Source organism: Pedomonas sp. (genome assembly GCF_036515995.1).
GTDB lineage: Bacteria > Pseudomonadota > Alphaproteobacteria > Sphingomonadales > Sphingomonadaceae > Pedomonas.
In genome coordinates, this window is record NZ_DATBUP010000087.1 from 1 (window position 1) to 16,315 (window position 16,315).

Annotated in this window: 15 protein-coding genes; 13 read left to right on the forward strand and 2 right to left on the reverse strand. The window is 61.1% G+C overall.

What is annotated here, in order from left to right; translation table 11 throughout:
• Positions 1–479, forward strand: a 479-nt coding sequence (locus tag VIG90_RS06855) for a DedA family protein (RefSeq protein WP_331592742.1), incomplete at its 5' end; no start/stop codon positions are given.
• Between the two features lie 20 nt (positions 480–499).
• Here VIG90_RS06855 and VIG90_RS06860 read toward each other — a convergent pair.
• Positions 500–934 (reverse strand): YqaA family protein, encoded by a 435-nt coding sequence (locus tag VIG90_RS06860; protein WP_349257195.1) that lies wholly within the window; start codon positions 932–934, stop codon positions 500–502.
• A gap of 286 nt (positions 935–1,220) precedes the next feature.
• Between VIG90_RS06860 and VIG90_RS06865 the strand changes: the two genes are divergently transcribed.
• The 12 genes from VIG90_RS06865 (at position 1,221) to VIG90_RS06920 (ending at position 15,305) form a co-directional block, all read left to right on the forward strand.
• Positions 1,221–1,937: a Bax inhibitor-1/YccA family protein gene (locus VIG90_RS06865; RefSeq protein ID WP_331592744.1), complete on the forward strand. Its 717-nt coding sequence runs from the start codon at positions 1,221–1,223 to the stop codon at positions 1,935–1,937.
• Between the two features lie 6 nt (positions 1,938–1,943).
• Positions 1,944–2,525: a DUF2076 domain-containing protein gene (locus VIG90_RS06870; protein ID WP_331592745.1), complete on the forward strand. Its 582-nt coding sequence runs from the start codon at positions 1,944–1,946 to the stop codon at positions 2,523–2,525.
• Between the two features lie 240 nt (positions 2,526–2,765).
• Positions 2,766–4,709, forward strand: a complete 1,944-nt coding sequence (locus VIG90_RS06875) for a methyl-accepting chemotaxis protein (protein WP_331592746.1) — start codon at positions 2,766–2,768, stop codon at positions 4,707–4,709.
• Positions 4,702–6,222, forward strand: coding sequence for a chemotaxis protein CheW (locus VIG90_RS06880; RefSeq protein ID WP_331592747.1), 1,521 nt, complete (start codon positions 4,702–4,704; stop codon positions 6,220–6,222). The genes VIG90_RS06875 and VIG90_RS06880 overlap by 8 nt, the downstream gene beginning before the upstream one ends.
• Entirely contained in the window at positions 6,219–7,331 is a 1,113-nt protein-coding gene (gene cheB / locus VIG90_RS06885) for a chemotaxis-specific protein-glutamate methyltransferase CheB (protein ID WP_331592748.1), read from the forward strand. Before VIG90_RS06880 ends, cheB begins: the two co-directional genes overlap by 4 nt.
• A 1-nt stretch (position 7,332) precedes the next feature.
• Entirely contained in the window at positions 7,333–7,929 is a 597-nt protein-coding gene (locus tag VIG90_RS06890) for a HEAT repeat domain-containing protein (protein WP_331592749.1), read from the forward strand.
• Positions 7,926–8,792 (forward strand): protein-glutamate O-methyltransferase CheR, encoded by an 867-nt coding sequence (locus VIG90_RS06895; RefSeq protein WP_331592750.1) that lies wholly within the window; start codon positions 7,926–7,928, stop codon positions 8,790–8,792. Before VIG90_RS06890 ends, VIG90_RS06895 begins: the two co-directional genes overlap by 4 nt.
• Positions 8,785–9,186, forward strand: coding sequence for a response regulator (locus tag VIG90_RS06900; RefSeq protein WP_331592751.1), 402 nt, complete (start codon positions 8,785–8,787; stop codon positions 9,184–9,186). Before VIG90_RS06895 ends, VIG90_RS06900 begins: the two co-directional genes overlap by 8 nt.
• On the forward strand, positions 9,183–11,399 hold the full coding sequence (locus VIG90_RS06905; RefSeq protein WP_331592752.1) for a chemotaxis protein CheA: 2,217 nt from the start codon (positions 9,183–9,185) through the stop codon (positions 11,397–11,399). The genes VIG90_RS06900 and VIG90_RS06905 overlap by 4 nt, the downstream gene beginning before the upstream one ends.
• A gap of 306 nt (positions 11,400–11,705) precedes the next feature.
• Complete coding sequence (locus VIG90_RS06910) at positions 11,706–12,146, forward strand: response regulator (protein WP_331592754.1); 441 nt, start codon at positions 11,706–11,708, stop codon at positions 12,144–12,146.
• Complete coding sequence (locus VIG90_RS06915) at positions 12,143–12,781, forward strand: chemotaxis protein CheX (protein WP_331592755.1); 639 nt, start codon at positions 12,143–12,145, stop codon at positions 12,779–12,781. The genes VIG90_RS06910 and VIG90_RS06915 overlap by 4 nt, the downstream gene beginning before the upstream one ends.
• 28 nt (positions 12,782–12,809) lie before the next feature.
• Positions 12,810–15,305: a PAS domain S-box protein gene (locus VIG90_RS06920; protein ID WP_331592756.1), complete on the forward strand. Its 2,496-nt coding sequence runs from the start codon at positions 12,810–12,812 to the stop codon at positions 15,303–15,305.
• A gap of 147 nt (positions 15,306–15,452) precedes the next feature.
• Here VIG90_RS06920 and VIG90_RS06925 read toward each other — a convergent pair whose 3' ends face one another.
• The gene (locus VIG90_RS06925; protein ID WP_331592757.1) at positions 15,453–16,313 is read right to left on the reverse strand and encodes a LysR family transcriptional regulator; all 861 of its coding nucleotides are present in this window, start codon (positions 16,311–16,313) and stop codon (positions 15,453–15,455) included.
• Between the last annotated feature and the right edge of the window lie 2 nt (positions 16,314–16,315).

The following is a 16,315-nucleotide window of genomic DNA, read 5'->3' on the forward strand; positions in this document are numbered from 1 at the left end:
TCATCGGGTCGGGCGTCGTCGATCCGCTTCCGGTTTACATCTGGGCGGCTGCGGGCGCGATTGCAGGCGACTGGATCTCCTATGCCATCGGCCGGAAGATCGGCCCTTCCGTTTATCGTCACCGCCTTCTGACCCGGTACCGCTCGTCGGTGGCAAGGGCCCGCCTGTTCTTTCGCAAATACGGTATCCTTGCCGTGTTCCTTGGCCGTTTCCTGGGGCCGCTCCGCTCGACCGTCCCACTGGTTGCGGGCGTCATGGACATGCGCCAGCGCCCGTTCCAGATCGCCAATATTGCCTCGGCCATTCTCTGGGTGCCGGTCATGTTTGCGCCCGGCTTTGTGGCTGCGCGCAGTCTCGGCTCGCTTGAGGAAGTCACTGGCACGCACCTTTTGGGCGTGACAGCGCTTGCAGTTGTACTGACGGTCGTCGCCACCATGATCGGGGCCCGTGTGATGGGCCAGGGAGCGCGCAAAGGCTAAGGTACGGCGTGCAGTCCAGGTCAGAGGAAGCCAAGCGTGGCCGCTGCAAGCACAAGATAGCGGCCGATCTTGGCAAGCGAGACCAGGAGGAGGAAGACCGGAAACGGCTCTCGCATCACGCCGGCCACAACCGTGATGGGGTCTCCGATGACAGGGACCCAGCTCAAGAGGAGCGACCATTTCCCATGGCGCTGATACCACTGCTGCGCTCGATCGAGCGCAGCATCGCCGACCGGGAACCAGCGTGAGGTGCGGAAGCGCTCGATGCCGCGCCCAAGCCCCCAGTTGATCACCGAGCCCAGGATGTTGCCAAGGCTTGCGACAGCAAGCAGCAGCCACGGGTCGTAACCGGCCAGCAACAGGCCAACCAGCATGGCTTCTGACTGCATGGGCACTATGGTGGCGGCGGCCAATGCTGCCAGGAACAGGCCAGCGTAAACGGCAAGGTCTATCATCGGACGGTATAGGGGTGCATGAACATGACTGCTCCTTACCCCTCCACAAGGCTGCTCGCTATACGTTCCAGCCGAATCTTCTCCGTCGATCGAACTGAAATCTTGAAATTCAAACGGAAACCCAATAGATTTCGCTCGTGCGGGCCGGGCCCCTCTGGCGATTGTGATCGATTGCAATCGTGATGTCGGACCGCATCGAGCATGCTCGATGCAGGTCCCTTATTTTATCCAGATCATTCAGGACCTGTGCGAGCAGCTCGTTTGACACTACCAAACGAGGATCCGCATGTTCGATCAACAAACTTTTGCTCGAAGCGGCGCCCCGGCGCGGGGCGCAGTATTCGATGAAGGCCTGCGGCAGCATATGCTGAGGGTCTACAACTACATGGCCTCCGGCGTCCTGCTGACTGGCCTTGTGGCCCTTGTCGTCGGCTCGACGCCTGCGCTGTACCAGCCCATCTTCGGCACCCCGCTCAAGTGGGTGGTCATGCTGGCCCCGCTGGCGTTCGTGTTTTTCTTTTCCTTCCGCATCGAGCGGATGTCGGCGGCAACGGCTCAGATGATGTTCTGGGCGTTCTCCGCCGTCATGGGTCTGTCTCTGGCCTCGGTGTTCATTGTGTTCACCGGTATGAGCATCGCCCGCACGTTCTTCATCGCCGCCGCCATGTTCGGTGCCATGAGCCTGTGGGGCTACACCACCAAACGAGACCTCTCCAAAATGGGGAGCTTCCTCTTCATGGGTCTGATCGGCATCGTCATTGCCAGCCTGGTCAACCTGTTTCTGGGTTCGAGCATGATGCATATGATCATCTCGGCCATCGGCGTCATCGTGTTCACAGGCCTGACTGCCTGGGATACCCAGAACATCAAGCAGCAGTATGCGGAGCACCACGGCTATGAGACCAGCGGCAAGCTGGCCGTTTTCGGCGCTCTGTCGCTGTACCTCAACTTCGTGAACCTGTTTCAAATGCTGCTGGCCTTTACCGGTGAGCGTGAGGAGTAAAGCGTAATGAATCCTGAAGATCGCAAGGCTATCGAGGGCCTGTTCGGCAAGCTGAAGGCTGCAGAGCAGAACATGCCGCAGCGAGAACCAGAAGCAGAGGCCTTCATCCATGATCAGATGAAGGCCCAGCCGGGCTCGGCCTATTACATGGCGCAGACCATCGTTGTGCAGGAGCATGCTCTGGCCAGCGCCAACGCCCGCATCGCCGAGCTTGAGCGGCAGGTTGCAACGGTGCGCGAAGAGCCCCGCCGCGGCGGTCTGTTCGGCAGTTTGTTCGGCGGCGGCTCCGCCAGCCGGCCGGCCCAGCCGGTTCAGAACGCTCGCGGTCCCTGGGGGCAGGGCGGGGCTCAGCAACCCATGGCGCCTGCGCGCGGCGGCGGGTTTCTTGCCGGAGCCGCCCAGACGGCCGTTGGCGTTGCAGGCGGCGTGCTGCTTGGGAATGCCGTTGCCGGCATGTTCAGCGGAGGCGAGGCAGAAGCGGCGGCCCCTGCACCTGAAGAGCCTGCCGCGCCTGCAGAGGATCCCGGGTTCGAGGATCCGGGCGGCGACGAAGGCGGCTTCTTCGACGGCTTCGGGGACGAGTGGTAAGAGCCGGTTGCTTGGAATCGAAGGGGCGCTCCTGCGGGGCGCCCCTTTGTTTTCCTGGCCCTTTCTTCCGGGCATGAAGCACCAGAAAGGTCCACAAGTGGGAAACTGCCTGACCAGAATTGCCTTTTAACGTATTTTGCCTATCTCTTTTCGCTGCATTGATGGATACTTGTGGATCTGTTTGCAGCAAGCTTCAGGGTAGGGGGTAATCACGCCCTGCAGGCTTAAAGGGAATGTCTGATGGCGCTCGTTAAGAAGTCAACGCTTAAGCAACCGAACCGTAAGAGCGCTCAACCAGCAGCGAGTGAAGAGGCGAAGCCGACGACCGCTCTTGCGGTCCAGTCGCCAAAGCGCGTCCCGCAGCACAAGCAGTCTTCCTCGAGCGAGCAGGTGACCGAGCGGATTGCCGCCGCCACCGAGGAACTGGCAAGCGGTATTACGCAGCTCGGCGCCGCCGCTGAAGAACTGCGCCGTGCCATGGATCAGATTGGCAGCGGCGCCGAGGAAGCTGCCGGCGCGTCCCAAGAGTCTTTAGCTGCTATCGAAAGCATTGTGGCCAGCATCACTCAGGCTCGGGAACGCGCGGAGCGGTCCCGTCAGAAGGCCGATATGCTACAAACGGTGCTGGCCGAGTTCGCCATTCAGGTTGAAGGTTCGGTCAGAAGCATCATCGTCAATGCCGAGCGGCAGACCACGACGGTCGCGCTGGTGGCTGACCTTGAGAAGCAGGCGCTGAACATCCGGGACATCACCGAGACCGTCAGCGATATTGCGGATCAGACCAATCTTCTGGCTCTCAATGCGGCCATCGAGGCGGCTCGGGCCGGTGAGCACGGCCGCGGCTTCGCCGTCGTCGCCGATGAGGTGCGGGCGCTCGCTGAAACCTCCGAGGCCAGCGCCGGCGAGATTGAGACGCTTGCAGAGTCGATCCGTTCGACCGTTCAGCTGACAGCCGATGCTATTAAAGCAGCCGCCCAGACTTCCAGGTCAGAAGCCGATGGCGCGCGTGCGGTTGTATCGACGCTGGAGCAGATGCGCGCCGAGATGGCAAGGCTGTCGGCCGGCAACCAGTCAACGCTTCTTGCAACCATCGAGGCGGAGCAGGCGATACGCGAAGCACAGCGCGGTGCCGAGCTCATCGCAGGCGCAGCAGAGGAGCAGGCTGCGGCTACGACGGAATCGACACGGGCGATCGAGCAGCAGGTGTCTGCCCTCGACCAGAGCCAGACCGCCGCTGGGGCCTTGGCCAAAGCTGCAGATCGGCTGCAGGCAGGAGATGCCGGAGCAGCAACAGCGGAGGAACTGGGGGCGACGGCGGAGGAATTGTCTGCGACTGTCCAAGAACTCTCAGGCGCTGCTGCGCAAATTCTGGTGGCAGTGGAGCAGATCAGTCAGGGCGCTCAGCAGCAGGCCGCTGCAAGCCAGCAATCAAGCGCAGCCATGGCACAAATCGAACGCAGTGCACACTTGGCCCGGAGAAATGCGGCTGAAGCCGTTGAAAGCTCCGGCGCCATTGCCGGACGCCTGGAGGAGAGCCGGCGTACCATTGAGGCCATGGTTGACGGCGTTGGCCGCGCCGCCGCAGAGACCCGCGGCAGCGTGCGTTCAGTGGTCGAGCTCAAGGATATGATCCGCCAGACCGATCGGATCGTTGATTCAATTACGCTGGTTGCTGTGCAGACGAATATGCTGGCGGTCAATGGCTCGGTGGAAGCGGCGCGCGCCGGCGATTTCGGCGAGGGATTTTCCGTGGTCGCCAAGGATATCCGTAATCTGGCGCAGGACTCGAGTGCTCAGGCCTTGCGCATCCGCGATACGCTGCGCGCCATTCAGGATCAGATTTCCGTCGTTTCCAATGATCTGGAGAGGCTCGTGAACGCCTCGGAGGTGGAGATCGAGCGCAATCGGGCAGTCATGACGAGTTTGGGTGCTTTGGCCGGCGATCTGGGATCTGTTCGTGTGGCCAATGATGAAATCCTGTCAGGGGCGGAGACGATTGCGCGGGCAACACAGGAAGCGCTTGTTGGGTGCGAGCAGATCGCGGCTGCTGCCGAGCAGGCCGGTTCTGCGGCAATCCAGGCTGCAACGGCTGCAAGGCAGCAAGCCCGCAGTACGGAAGAACTTGCGGCGGCCATCGAGGAAATTGCACAGCTTGCAAACGAGCTGCAGGTGGACCGTGGTTGAGAGCGCTGCTGGCATGCGGCCAGCAGCTCAAGTCCAGGCGGAGCGCTTCCTCACCTTTTTCCTGGGCGAGGATGTCTTTGCCCTGCCGGTTGCCGTCGTGCACGAGGTAATGCGCCGGCCATCGACGGTGTCCGTGCCTCAAAGTCCGCCGTGCCTGGAAGGCCTGGCAAATTTCCGCGGCAAGGTGCTGCCGGTTACGAGTCTGCGGCAACTGGTCGGTCTTGAGGACACGGTTGCCGGAGAAGATACGCGGGTGGTCGTAATCAACCACGGAGGGCCGGTTGGCCTGACGGTCGATCGACTGGGCGGCCTGGCGACCGGGCATCCTACCCAGGTTGCATCGGCTGACGGCATCGGGCCGGATATGGCAACGGCCTCGATCAGGCTCGATGACAAGGGCGGGCACGCGCGCGTCGTTCCTGTCGGCGATCTGCTTGAGAGAACGTTTGGGAAGCGGGCGCGCCCGGCAGCGGTGCCCATCGTAAAGACAACTCGCAAGCAGGCGGGAGAATCCCAGGCAGGTGAGCGGGAGATGCTGGCCCTGATCGGCTTTGAAGCGGCAGGACAGCACTATGCCCTGCCGCTCGAGCGCGTTCAGGAAGTCATCCCACTGCCGGCAGAGGTGACCCAGGTGCCCCGTAGCGGCACTGCCACGCTCGGCGTCATTGCCGTTCGCGACCGCCTGCTGCCGCTTGTCTCCTTGAGAGGGCTGCTCGGACTGCCGCCGGCAGCGCAGCAGCGTGGCCGTATCATCGTGGTCTCGCTGGGAAATGCGCAGGTCGGCCTTGTCGCTGATCGCATGGGGGCCATTTTGCGGGTGGAGCAAAAACAGCTCGACCCGGTGCCGGCGGCACTGCGCACCAGCGACGGAGATGCGGAAATCCAGGCCATCTGCCGTCTCGATGATGGTCAGTTGATTTCCCTGCTCGCGCCCGAGCGGCTCTTGCGTGCCGATGTTACCGAGCGGGCCATGACCGAAGCCGGGGCGGGCCGGAGTGAGGATATGAATGACGCGATGTCAGGCAAGGCAAAGGTTGAGCAGTTTGTCGTCTTCCATCTGGCTGGGGACGAGTTCGGCTTACCAATTGACTCGGTTGTCGAAATCATACGCGTGCCAGAAGTGCTGACCCGTTTACCGAAAACACCTTCTTTCGTTGAAGGCATTGTTAACCTGCGGGGAGGGGTCGTTCCGATCATCGACCAGCGTCAGCGCTTCGATTTGCCAGCGATTGAACGGAGCAGGCAGCAGCGCATCGTCGTTGTTCGTGTCAATGGTATGCGTGCCGGCTTCATTGTTGATACCGTCTCAGGAATCCTGGCAGTCAGACCTGAGGAGATTACGTCGGCCGATACTCTCTCTGTCGGCGCAAGCACGGTTTTCACACGTGTCGCCAATCAGCCGGATCGGGGCCGGATGGTCCTGTTGATCGATCCGGCAGAATTGCTCGACCAGACCGAAACCCGGCTTCTTGAGCAAATGAACGGGAAAAAGCGGTCCGCAAGAACATCATGATCAAGCTTCTGGTTGCCGACGATTCACCTCTAGCGCGACGTTTGTTCTCCGAAATTTTCAGGGCCGAGGGAGATTTTGAAATTCAGCTCGCCCGTAATGGCGCAGAGGCACTGGCGCTTGCCAGGTCTTTTTTGCCAGACGTAGTCATGCTCGATGTGCAGATGCCGGAGCTTGACGGGCTGACCTGTCTTGATCGGCTGATGATCGAAGTGCCGTGCCCGGTCGTGATGGTGTCCGCCATGTCTCAGAACGGCGCAGATGTGGCTATGGAGGCGATGGCACTCGGTGCCGTTGATTTTATCGCCAAGCCAAAAGGGGCTCTGTCGCTGCATATCGGGAGTATCGCACCCCTGCTTGTCGCCAAGGTGCGCGCTGCCGCGCAGGCTGGCCTGAGGCCGAGCCTGCGGCTGCGGGAACGTGTTCGCCACCGGATCAGCGGTGTCGTCAAGCCGGTAAAGGCGCGGCGCTACAGGGGTCCGCCCCTCGCTTCTGCAATTGCAGACAAGGACCATATAGATGGATTGGGGGGGCACGAAGTTCCGGGCCTGCTGCTGATCGGAGCCTCGACGGGCGGGCCTCCTGCAATCGAGGCGCTGCTTTCGGAACTGCCCGGTGATTTCCCTTGGCCGGTGCTCATCGCCCAGCATATGCCTGGAACGTTCACGGCTGCCATGGCACGGCGTCTCAACCGTTGCTCAGCACTGAACGTGGCGGAACTGGGGGCTCCAACGGCGCTTCAGCCTGGCTGCGTCTATATCGGCAGGGGCGATGCCGACATCATCGTCTCCGTCAGGCCCGGCGGATTGATTGCATTGCCTGCTCCAGCATCGCCCGATTATCCTTGGCATCCAAGCGTTGACCGAATGGTCGCAACAGCGCTCGAGCATGTTCCGGCAAGTCGTCTTGTCGGTGTTCTTATGACCGGCATGGGCCGGGACGGTGCAGCCTCCATGGCCAAATTGCATCAGCTTGGCGGTCAGACTATTGCCGAGGCTGAGTCAACGGCCGTGGTATGGGGAATGCCTGGGGAACTGGCCCGCTTGGGCGGAGCCAGCGTGGTCGCGCCTTTGCAGGAAATTACGGCCCACATCCTACGCATGGTGAACTGACATGCCTCTGATCAGACGAGACCGGGCGCAGCAGCCTCCGACTGCTCCCCCTGCATCACTGGACAGCCCCGATCCAAACCAGCGCTGGGCAGCGGCCAGGGCACTGGCCGGAGACCCATCGGCCGTTGAGCAACTGGATGCCGCACTTTGCCGCGAAACCGACAGGCGGGTGCAGGAAGTCATTCTGACCGGCCTGATCAAGATCGGCTCGGTTGAATGCGCCGAGGCGCTGGCGGTTCATCTGCGATCAACGGATGTAGGGCTGCGCTCCGGCGCGATCGAGGCGCTGCAGGCGATGCCCGATGCAGCGGCGGCTGTCCTGCCGGCATTGCTGGCGGATCCGGATCGCCATGTGCGCATACGCAGCGTCGAGATTGCCCGGACGGTCGCTCCGGAGCGGGCCACGGAGCTGCTGTCCCCGATCCTGGAGCAGGACCCGGACGAGAATGTCTGTGCGGCGGCAATAGACGTGCTCACGGAGAACGGCACGCCTGAAGCCGTCCCATCCTTGCGGGCCTGTGCGCAGCGATTCTCCGGCGTCGCTTTTCTGACCTTTGCAGCAAATATTGCGCTGCGCCGGTTCGCAGAAAAAGGATGATTGCCGGCGAGCGCTCCTTCAGGTCGGTCACCTCCTCAGAGGAATTCCAAACGCTGTGCGAATTCATCTATCGGCGGACAGGCATGTCCTTTTCCGAGGGCCGGAGATACTATGTCGAGCGCAGGATAGACGAGCGTATCCGGGCGACTGGTGCAAATTCGTTCCGTGCCTATTTTACGCTGCTTCGCGCAAATACGGATGGCGAGCTGGAGCAGTTGATCAACAGCCTGACCGTAAACGAAACCTACTTCTATCGCGAGGAACACCAGTTCCGCTGCCTCAGCTCGGATCTCCTGCCAGACATCGTCTCGCGCAAGCCGGCCGGTCAGCCTGTCCGGATCTGGTCGGCCCCGTGTTCCACCGGCGAGGAGCCGTACTCGATCGCCATCTGGCTGCTGGAGAACTGGCCCGATGTGGATGCGTATGACATCGAGATCGTCGCGTCCGATATTGATACGCAGGCGTTGAGCCGGGCCCGCAGCGGCTGCTACGGTGCCCGGTCGCTTGCCCGACTGTCTTCAGAAATCATCGAGCGTTATTTCGAGCCCGCCGGCCCGGCTGAATACAGGATCAACGAAGAGCTCCGGAGCTCCATTTACTTCTCGTCGATCAATCTGATGGACCCGGCCGCAACACGCACGCAGGGACGGTTCGATGTCATTTTCTGCCGCAACATGCTGATTTATTTCGATGATGCATCACGTCGCGTCGCAGCTGAAAATTTTTATGACTGCCTGGAGCCGGGCGGCTACATCTGTTTGGGTCATACGGAGGCCATGAGCAGGATCTCGCCCCTGTTCCAGGTTCGCCGATTTCACGATGCCATCGTGTATCAAAAGCCGGAGGAGAAAAGCGATGCATGAGCAACGAGCGACAGCTGCTGTTGCAAGCGTTCTTGTCATCGACGACGCAAGCCTGGTGCGCCTCTATTATCGCCAGTTGCTTGAAGAGGCCGGTTATAAAGTGGATGAGGCCCTCAACGGCGTCGAGGCCTTCGAGAAGATTGCGGTGCAGGACTTCGATCTCCTTATCGTCGACATCAACATGCCCAAGATGGATGGTCTGGCTTTTCTCACGGCTTTGCGTGCCCAGCCCGCGCCGGCCGGAACGACACCGGCTCTGATGACGAGCACGGAAGACAGAGACCGGGATTTCGAAGCCGCTCGCAATGCCGGAGCCAACTTTTACTTGGTCAAGCCAGTGGCAGATGAACTTTTGCTGAGGCACGTCGCGGCAATGACGGGTGTACGCCAATGAAAGAATTGCTCGAGCAGTTTTTAGCCGAAACCCGGGAGTTGGCGCAGCGCGCAACCGATGATCTGCTCCTGCTTGAGGCTCAGCCCGACAACGGGGCCGTCATCGATGGCCTTTTCCGGACATTCCATACGCTCAAGGGGTCGGCCGACATAATTGGCCTGCCTCCAATGTCGCTTGTGATGCACGTGGGCGAGGACGTGGTGTCGGCGATCAGGGACGGTGCACTGCCTTGCTCTCCTGCCTTTGTTGACCAGGCATTGAAGTTGATTGACCTGGTCAATGACTGGGCCGATGCGCTGGAAGCGCACGGAGTGCTTCCCGCCGATGCTGATCAGGTCGCGGCGAGTACTGCAAGCAGCTTGCGCACGGTATTTCCAAGCGAACAGGAAGCAAAGGCAGGCAGTTCGGTCTCAGTCGCGGAAGATGATGCGCCTGACTGGGCCGAGGCGATGCTTGAGGTGCATTGTCAAGGCCACGACCTACCGGGCGATCGAGACCTTGTCGCGATTGCCTATGATCCACTGTCAAATGCCTATTTCAGCGGTGATGATCCTCTGGATTTCTTTCGGCGGCTGGCCGGTCTCGTTGCGCTGGACGTCGCCCCGCAGCGCCCGTGGCCAGCAGCTACCGAGCTGGACCCTTTTGAGTGCAATCTCTCCATCCGAGCCTTGGCACTGCAATCCAAAGAGGATGCTCTTGCCCATTTCCGATCGGTCGGGGATCAGGTCCGAATATACAGCCTCAAATCCCCGAAGGGGGAAAAGACCGATCTGATCGCGGCTGTCCTTGGCGAGCAGCGCAGGCTGCTGCTGGTCGACGCTGCACCGGACGCCTTGTTGGGAAGGATCGGATCTGCTGCGCGTACGGCGGCCAACGCGCTGCGCTCTGCCGGCAATCAACTGGGCGCAGACGCGGTTGAAAAGGCAGGCGTGCAGGCGCTGGTAGTTCGCGATGCTGGCTTGCTTGCCGAGGCAATCGAGACGGTGATGGGAGGGGGCTCTGCGCAGGCTCCGGTTCCCCAGGCGCTTCCGTCGATCGCCCAGGGCGACAGAATGCTGCGCATCGAGGCTGCCAAGGTGGATATCATTGCTGATCTTGCAGGCGAACTCGTCATTGCCAGAAACGGCTTTGCTCACTTGGTCCGTCATGCGGAAGCTGGTGTTGATCTGGCCGACCTCACTCATGCCTTGCGCAGGCAGTACGCCACTTTTGATCGCCTTACCGCTGCCATGCATTCGGCTGCGATGCAGCTTCGCATGTTGCCCCTGAAGCAGGTTTTCCGGCGCTTCCCGCGCCTTGTTCGGGAGATTGACCAGGAACTGGGCAAGGATGTGGAGCTGAAGCTGGTCGGAGAGGAGGTGGAGGCGGACAAGGCCGTTATCGAGAAACTCTACGAGCCCCTGCTACATATCGTGCGCAACGCACTGGACCATGGCTGCGAGACGCCCTCCGAACGTCGTGCGGCGGGCAAGTCGGCGCGACCTCAACTGACCCTGCGCGCCCTGCGCGATGGCAATGGCGTGCGGGTGGAAATCGAGGACGATGGACGCGGCGTCGATCCTGCAGTCGTCCGTCGCATTGCAGTTGCACGCGGGCTACTCGATAAGGAGGCCGCCGCGCAGCTGTCGAGCGAAGAGGCACTGCAGTTTCTTTTCGTGCCTGGCTTTTCAACTGTCAGCCAGGTCTCCAAGCTTTCGGGGCGGGGCGTAGGCATGGATGCCGTGCGCGCGGGCGTCGAGGAACTCGGGGGGCGTATCAGTCTGTCCAGCGAGCTTGGGCTGGGCACCAAAGTTTGCCTTCACCTGCCTGGCAGTCTGCTCATGACCGGAATCATGACGGTTGTTGTCGGGGAAGAACAATTCGGCATTCCGTTGGACGTTATTGTGGAATCCATCCGCGCTGCGCATGCCCGAATTGTGCCCATACGGCAGGGGCGCGCGATTGTGCTGCGGGATCGTACGGTGCCGATCATCCGACTGAGCGACCGTCTGTCCTTGCCGCAGACGCCGCCCGGGCGGGATGCTCATATTGTCGTCGTCTCGACCGACAGCGGCGTTCTTGGTCTTGAAGTCGACGCCTTTGGCAGCCGCATGGAGACAATGATGAAGCCCCTGGATGGTCTTCTTGCCGGCATGGAGAACTATGTGGGCACAACCCTGCTCGGGGATGGACGGGTGCTGCTGGTGCTCGATGTGAACGAGGTCGTGCGATGAGCGTGCGGTTGGATGAAGGCGGCACAATTCGACTCGAGGGCAACTGCCCGGTCGAGGAGGCTGAATCGCTGCTGGCATTGCTCCAGGCTCACCCAAATGCCGCGGTTGATTGGTCAGAATGCCAGAGACTGCACACATCGCTCGTGCAAGTCTTGCTTGCAGCCAGCCCAGAGATCCAGGGGACATGCGCCGATTCCTTTATAAGTCAGTGGGTTGCGCTGAAGTCTGTGCGCCTGCCAGACTCATGACAGTTCAGGGGTGGACCCGCTCTACAACCGTGCTACTTTTGCTGAAATTCGTTAAGCTATGAAACAGGGTCACAGCGCACTGTTGTTGCCTGATCCGTCGATTCTCGCAGGTCCAATGACGTACAAAGTTCTTATCGTCGATGACAGCAAGCTTGCCCGTATGGTTGCTGTTGGAGCGCTCAGCAGGGTCAGGCCTGACTGGACTCCGGTGGAGGTCGGCAGCGCCGCCCAGGCGCTTGAGGCACTGGAAGACAAGTCGATCGACGTCGCGCTGGTTGATTTCAACATGCCCGAAACGAATGGCTTGGCGTTGACGGCCGAGATCCGGAATTTGCGGCCCAGCATGCCAGTTGCGCTTGTCTCGGCCAACATTCAGGATGAAATCATTGCACGCGCGCGCGCTATCAATGCTGTGTTTCTGCCCAAGCCAATGACGGATGAAGCCCTGTCGGGTTTTCTGTCAGGGGCAACTCTGCAGTTGCGCAGGCAGCAGCAATGACTGAAGCCGCCATCAAGCTCGACAAACTTGAAATCGACGCGCTGTCCGAACTCGTCAACATTGGCGTCGGCCGGGCGGCGGCCAGTTTGCGCCACATGGTTGGTGAGGAAGTGCTGCTGTCCGTTCCCTCTGCCGAGATCATGCAGCGAGAGCAGGCATGGGGTCTGATTGAAAAGGACAGCGGCGGCGGGCTTGTCGCCATCCATCAGCATTTCGAAGGGTCGTTCTCCGGATGCGCACTCCTGGTATTCCCGGAGATGAAGAGTCTCGAACTGGTTCGGGCGGTCGTTCGTACCGATCTTCCGCTCGAGGATATCATCGACCTTGAGCAGGAAGCGCTTGCGGAGACAGGCAATATCGTTCTCAATGCCTGTCTTGCGACCATTGCAAACATCCTGAAGCAGAATCTCAAGATGTCCTTGCCACAAGTGCGGCGGGGAAACGGTGCTGCTCTTCTGGGTGATGCCTGCGGAGATGTCCCGGGGGATCTGCTGCTGTTCCTGTATATCAGCTTTACGGTGAACAGTCAGAACATCCACGGTTACATTGTAATGTTGATGGACCTGCCGTCCCTGGCCACGCTTAAGCAACTGATCGGCGAGTATATCGCGGGTCTGACGTGCCAGCGAGCTTAGTCGGGCCATGGACCTTATAAGCCGAGACTTGCTGCTGAGTGCCTTCAATGCCTTGGATACGGGCGTTGTTCTTCTTGATGCTCAAGCCAGAATTATTCAGTGGAATGCCTGGATGGAGGCCGCTTCGGGTGTTGCGGCGGCGCAAGCTTGCGGCCGGACCTTGCCCGAACTGTTTCCGGAAGTCGGTCAGTCGCGGTTGCCGGGTGTCATTGCCGATGCACTTGAACTTGGCGCTGCACGCATCCTGACCCATACGCTCAATCCCGATCTCCTGCCGCTCCAACGGGACCGGGGCCAGCCCCTCCTGCACAATGTTACGGTTCAGCGTGCAGGGCTGCCTGAAGATCCGATCTGTATTCTGCAGGTTATCGACGTCACCAATACGGTGGAGCGGGAACGCGTCTTGCGTGACAGGCAGAACGCCCGATACCGGGCGGTGGTCGATACGGCGGCGGATGCGATCATCACGACCTGCCCTGAAGGAAAAATTCAGTGGGCAAATCTGGCGGCTGGCAAGCAGTTCGGTTTTGAACCTGACGAGCTGACCGGCAGGGATATCGGAACGCTGTTGGATCATGGCGGGGCCTGGCCCGTTGCATGTGCAGGGGAAGAAGTCGGCGATCTGTCCATCGGGCCCGTGGAAATAATGGGGCGCCGGCAGGACGGCAGCACGGCCATTCTTGAGTTGTCGACGGCGTGCTGGTCCAATGACCGGCGGACCTTCGTGACCGGAATATTGCGCGACGTTGCACCCAGGCAGCGAGCAGAAGGCGCTCTGCGAGCAGCCGCTGCGGTCTCCGCGGTGAGCGGCCCTGCGCTGTTGCAAGCGCTTGTGCGCGAGCTTGCCGAGGGACTTGGCGTCAAATATGCGTTTATCGCCGAGTTTTCCGATCCTGCCGGGAGACAAATGCGCACGCTTGCCCAGTGGTGCAATGGCCAAGTTGACGAGAAATGCAGCTTTCCTCTTGATGATCTGTCTTGGGAAGCGCTGAAGCACGGCGAAGTGGTATCGGTGCCAAACCGTGCGCGGCGGCACTATCCTGAGGCTGCCTTGCTTCAGGAATTGCAGATCGAGAGCTTTGCCGGCACCGGCATTACCGGGTCGGACGGCCAGCCCATCGGGCTCATTGCAGTGCTCGATGACGAGCCCATGACCGATATCGGGACAGTGCAAAAGCTGATAGCGACATTTGCGGCTCGCCTTGCTGGCGAGTTGGAGCGCCAAAGCGCTGAAAATGCACTGCGTCAGCTGAATGCCGAGCTTGAGGAGCGGGTTGCTGAGCGCACCCGGGCGCTTCGGGACGCAGCTGACGAACTCTCCGCCGAGATGCGGCGCCGGGAGGACATGCAGGCTACGCTTTTGCAATCCCAGAAACTTGAGGCCCTGGGTCAGCTGGTGGGCGGCGTCGCCCATGATTTTAACAATATTCTCGCCGCCATTCTTGGCAGCTACCAGTTGATCGACAACCGGGTCGACCATCCCACGGTCCGGCAGGTGGTCGCTCACGGCCGCAAGGCGGCAGAACGGGCCGCAGAGCTGATCCGCCATCTGCTTGCATTTGCCAGGCGTGAGGAACTGAAGCCGCGCGCAGTGCTGCTGGCGGGCATTATTCCCTCGCTTCAGGGGCTCTTTGCGCATACGCTCGGCAGTCAGGTGGAGGTCCGCTTCGATGTGCCCGCAGACGCCTGGCCCGTTCTTGTCGACCAGCATCGCCTGGAAGTGGCACTTCTCAATCTGGCGGTAAACGCCAGGGATGCGATGCCGGGCGGCGGCGTGCTTGAGGTCTCGGTCTCGAACCGGGTGATCGGGCCTTCGGACAAGCGCTTTGCCAAGGCAGGCGATTATGTCGCGATCTCGGTACGGGACAACGGCGCAGGAATGGCCCCGGAAACTGTTGCCCGTGCGCTAGAGCCCTTCTTTACGACAAAAGAGGTCGGCAAGGGGACAGGGCTGGGGCTGGCCATGGTGCACGGCTTCGTCGAACAATCCGGCGGCCGTCTCTTCATCGAGAGCCGCCTGGGCTCTGGTACCTGTATTCAAATTCTGCTGCCGCGGGCAGCTGTCGTGCCGTGTGCGCAGATCATGGATGGCGGGCTGGACGGCGAACATGGCGATGCGGTTATCCTGGTGGTAGATGACGATGACCAGGTCAGGCCGGTGACTGCGACCATCCTGCGGGATCTCGGCTACACCGTAATGGAGGCTGTGAACGCAGAGACGGCACTGGCTCTGGGTCTCACCGCACCCCAGCTCGACATGGTCCTCTGCGACGTCGTGATGCCTGGAGCAGATGGCCCTGCCTTTGCTGAAAAACTGCGCGCGGAGCGACCGCATGTGCCCTTCGTCTTCATGACAGGTCATGCAGATCGTCGTCTGCTTGTCGGCGCCACGGTTATCGACAAGCCATTCACCAGCACGCAATTGGCCGAAGTGGTTCTTATCACGCTTGGCCGCAGCCGGCCTGGAGGTGAAGATGGTGTCGGCAGCGCGCTCTTGAGCGGTTCTCTGGCCGGGATCGGGTAGAACACAGGCTGTTTCTCCCAGTATGCTCAGGGCGCCATTGCCAGCGCCACCGGAAAAAACCAGCTTCTGCTGGTTGAATGCGACCGTTCTGGAAGCTGGTTTTTGCTGACGGTATCATGCGCGCGATCCGCCGGGCCGGATCCGGAACTATGCTTTGAGCCGACACAGCGCCGCAATGAGCGGGTGGTCTGCTCCATAGAGCTGGTGCCAGTCCTGCCCGTAGACCAGGCCGATTGTTCGCCGGTAGTCAAACCCAGCCAGCAGCGGCATGGCGATGCCTGGTTCCCCCAGCGATTCCGGCGCAACTGTAATGCCGAGACCGGCGCGCACCATGGCCATGACACGGTCGTCGTTTGCGGACCGCAGGCTGAATGGCGGGCGGATGCCCCGCTCCGTAAAGAACTGGCTGGTCTCCTGCAGCACTTCGCAGGATCGTCGGACCATCATGGTCTCTCCCGCAAGCGCCTCGGGCGCGATTTCCGTCTCGCTCGCTAAAGGGTGCCCCTGGGGCAGGGCGAGGCGGTAAGGCTCCTCGAAGAGAAGCGTCGCATCTGTCGCCGAGCGGTCGGAGCGGATGATCGTCAGGGCCAGGTTGATGCCACCATTGGCCAATGCTCTTGCCAGGCCGCGTTCGCTGTCCTCGACCAGCTCAAGTGGATCCTCGCCCGCATATGCCGAAATCGCCCCTTCCAGTCTCGCGGTCGGGATGGAGGGAAGGACGCCGAGGCGTATGGGTCGCCTTGGGGCCGGCGCGCGCATGGCGCGCGCCTCGGCAAGTCGAAAGTCCCGCTCGATGCTGCGCGCCAAGGGGAGCAGGCGATTGGCGGCCTCCGTCAGGAGAATGCGGCGCTTCTCTCTGATGAACAGCCGCGTGTCGAGCTGGCGTTCGAGCTCGGCTATGCCGGCGGACAAGGTCGGTTGCGACACGTTGATACGGTCAGCGGCACGTGTGAAGCTGCCGGTGTCGACAACAGCCAGGAACTGGCGGATGTGGGTGCGGCTTATCATAG

Coding starts and splice junctions, on each gene's coding strand:
- VIG90_RS06860 (WP_349257195.1), bottom strand. CDS start 934: ATGATAGACCTTGCCGTTTACGCTGGCCTGTTCCTGGCAGCATTGGCC.
- VIG90_RS06865 (WP_331592744.1), top strand. CDS start 1,221: ATGTTCGATCAACAAACTTTTGCTCGAAGCGGCGCCCCGGCGCGGGGC.
- VIG90_RS06870 (WP_331592745.1), top strand. CDS start 1,944: ATGAATCCTGAAGATCGCAAGGCTATCGAGGGCCTGTTCGGCAAGCTG.
- VIG90_RS06875 (WP_331592746.1), top strand. CDS start 2,766: ATGGCGCTCGTTAAGAAGTCAACGCTTAAGCAACCGAACCGTAAGAGC.
- cheB (WP_331592748.1), top strand. CDS start 6,219: ATGATCAAGCTTCTGGTTGCCGACGATTCACCTCTAGCGCGACGTTTG.
- VIG90_RS06890 (WP_331592749.1), top strand. CDS start 7,333: ATGCCTCTGATCAGACGAGACCGGGCGCAGCAGCCTCCGACTGCTCCC.
- VIG90_RS06895 (WP_331592750.1), top strand. CDS start 7,926: ATGATTGCCGGCGAGCGCTCCTTCAGGTCGGTCACCTCCTCAGAGGAA.
- VIG90_RS06900 (WP_331592751.1), top strand. CDS start 8,785: ATGCATGAGCAACGAGCGACAGCTGCTGTTGCAAGCGTTCTTGTCATC.
- VIG90_RS06905 (WP_331592752.1), top strand. CDS start 9,183: ATGAAAGAATTGCTCGAGCAGTTTTTAGCCGAAACCCGGGAGTTGGCG.
- VIG90_RS06910 (WP_331592754.1), top strand. CDS start 11,706: ATGAAACAGGGTCACAGCGCACTGTTGTTGCCTGATCCGTCGATTCTC.
- VIG90_RS06915 (WP_331592755.1), top strand. CDS start 12,143: ATGACTGAAGCCGCCATCAAGCTCGACAAACTTGAAATCGACGCGCTG.
- VIG90_RS06925 (WP_331592757.1), bottom strand. CDS start 16,313: ATGATAAGCCGCACCCACATCCGCCAGTTCCTGGCTGTTGTCGACACC.